Raw genomic sequence first — 2,373 nt, 5'->3', positions numbered from 1 at the left:
AGGACGGCGCGGGCGGCGGCAAGAAGGACGGCGCCGCGGCCGCCGGGGAGGACCACACAGATCCGGCGAGCATCGCCGTCGTCGTCAACAAGGCCCGTCCGCTCGATCCCTTGGACTACTACCCCGGAGACCTGCGCCAGCCGGCGGTGGCCCTGGGCGCGGGCGGGGAATCGGCGCTGCTGCGGGACGCTGTGGCAACTGCCACCGAGGACATGTTCAACGCGGCCGCCGCCGACGGCGCGTTCATGATCATGATCAGCGGGTTCCGGTCCTACGCGACGCAGGCCAGCACCTACAACCACTGGGTCCGGCAACACGGCAGCGAGGCCGCCGCGGACATGATTTCGGCGCGGCCCGGTTATTCGGAGCACCAAACCGGGCTGTCCCTGGACATCGGCGACGCCACCGGGATCTGCAACCTGCAGCAGTGTTTCGCCGAGACGGCGGCGGGCAACTGGGCGGCCCACAACGCCGCACGCTTCGGATTCATCATCCGCTACCGGCCCGGCGCCGAGGCCATGACCGGTTATTTGCCGGAACCCTGGCACCTGCGCTACGTGGGAAAGAAAGTGGCCGCGGACATGGCCAAACGGGGCATCGAGACGCTCGAGGAGTACTTCGGGTTGCCCGGAGCCGCCCGCTATTCGTGAGCGGCCGCAGCCGCCCATCCTGCTGCGGCCCCATCTTGCCACGGCCTCCTGCCCCTGCCCCCGCTACCCCAGGTCCCTGCCCCGAGGCGCTACATTGGCCACATGATAAACGGATTCAAAGAGTTCATCATGAAGGGCAACGTCATTGACCTTGCCGTGGCCGTAATCATCGGCGGGGCCTTCGGGAGCGTGGTCAACGCCTTGGTCAACAGCGTGCTGATGCCGTTCATCGCCGGGTTGGTCGGCTCGCCTAATTTCGACAGTTTCCTGCTCTGGAACTTCAACGGGAACAACGTCGCGTTCGGCGTCCTGCTGACCGCCATCGTGAACTTTTTGCTCATCGCCTCGGCGATCTACTTCGTCATCGTGGCACCGATGAACCACATGATCGAGCGGCGCAACCGCCGCCTGGGGATCAACAAGGAAGAAGAGGCCGTCGACCCTCAGGTCGCGCTGCTCACCGAAATTCGCGACGCACTGCAGGCACGCAACCAGGCGTAAGGGCGACGTCCGGAAGCGGGCCGCTACCGCCGCTGCCGGCCGTTCGGGCAGCGCCGCCGGGAGGGCCTGACGTTTCCGCCGGCCCGGCGTACGCTATGAGCATCACCATCGGGAGCCTGCTGGAGGGAACTCCCGACACCATCGCGCAAGAATCAGGTGAACCTCCATGCGACCCCTCCTCCCCCTTTCCCTGGCGGCACGATGTGCCGCCGCCCTGCTGACCGCCGTCGCCCTGATGCTGACGGGGCTGCCGGCTTCCGCCGGCCACGTTGTCGCCGGCACCCACGGCTCGTCACCGGAGTGTACGGACCGAATCATCGACCTGCCGGACGCGACGTCCGCGGAGGGCATCGCCGCCGGCCGTGGCAGCACCTTCTACGCCGGCGACCTGCTGGCGGGCGATATCTTCCGTGGCGACGTACGGCGGGGCACCGCCGAGAAGTTCATCGACGCACCGGACGGCCGGTTCGCCGTCGGCATGGCTGCCGACACGCGGCGGAACCTGCTCTTCGTGGCCGGCGGACCTACCGGCAAGGCCTATGTTTACAACACCCGGACCGCGGAACCTGTGGCCGAGTTCCAGTTGAACGACCCCGCCAGCTCCTTCATCAACGACGTAACCCTTGGCCGGGGCGGCGCCTGGTTTACGAACTCGCGCGAAGGCGAGCTGTACTTCGTGCCGGTCGGTCACCGCGGGCAGCTGGGCAGCCCGCGGACATTGCAACTGAGCGGCCCTGCCGCGGAAACCCCCGCGGCGTTCAACCTGAACGGCATAGTGGCGGCCGACCACGGGCGGCAGCTGATTGTGGCCCACTCGGCCAACGCTGCGCTGTATACCGTGAACCCGGCAACCGGTGCCAGCGCCGAAATCTCCGGCGTCAGCGTCCCCAACGTTGACGGGTTGGTGCTGAAGGGCCGCTGGCTTTGGGCGGTCCAAAACATGGACAACCAGATCAGCGTGATCAGGCTGGACCGCCGGATTGGCTCCGGGGAGGTCCGGTCCGTGATCACCAGTGACGCTTTCCAGACCCCGACCACCGCCGCGCTGTTCGGCCGCCGACTCGCCGTCGTGAACGCGAAGTTCGACACCGGGAACCCGCCGACGGCGGACAGCTACGAGGTGGTGCTGGTGAAGGCCCGGCGCTGAGGGCTGCCCCGCACGCGGTCCTTGGGTCCCGGCAGGTCCGCCGGCCGCCGGACCGGCTTCCCGCCCGCCCAGTCT

General features: G+C 67.8%; 3 protein-coding genes. All 3 read left to right on the top strand.

Annotation, left to right across the window (positions count from 1 at the left end; all coding sequences use genetic code 11):
* The coding region (locus AC5RUJ_RS14760) for a M15 family metallopeptidase (protein ID WP_494156091.1) at window positions 1-650 on the top strand (650 nt) is incomplete at its 5' end.
* 102 nt (window positions 651-752) lie between these two features.
* Window positions 753-1,151: a large conductance mechanosensitive channel protein MscL gene (mscL, locus tag AC5RUJ_RS14755; protein WP_494000429.1), complete on the top strand. Its 399-nt coding sequence runs from the start codon at window positions 753-755 to the stop codon at window positions 1,149-1,151.
* Window positions 1,152-1,317: 166 nt separating this feature from the next.
* A complete protein-coding gene (locus AC5RUJ_RS14750) occupies window positions 1,318-2,298 on the top strand; it encodes an SMP-30/gluconolactonase/LRE family protein (RefSeq protein ID WP_494128372.1) in 981 nt (326 codons plus the stop codon).
* Window positions 2,299-2,373: the final 75 nt, after the last annotated feature.

It is taken from the genome of Arthrobacter sp. Y3223164 (assembly GCF_059091005.1).
This window is presented reverse-complemented; position numbering and strand designations above follow the sequence as displayed.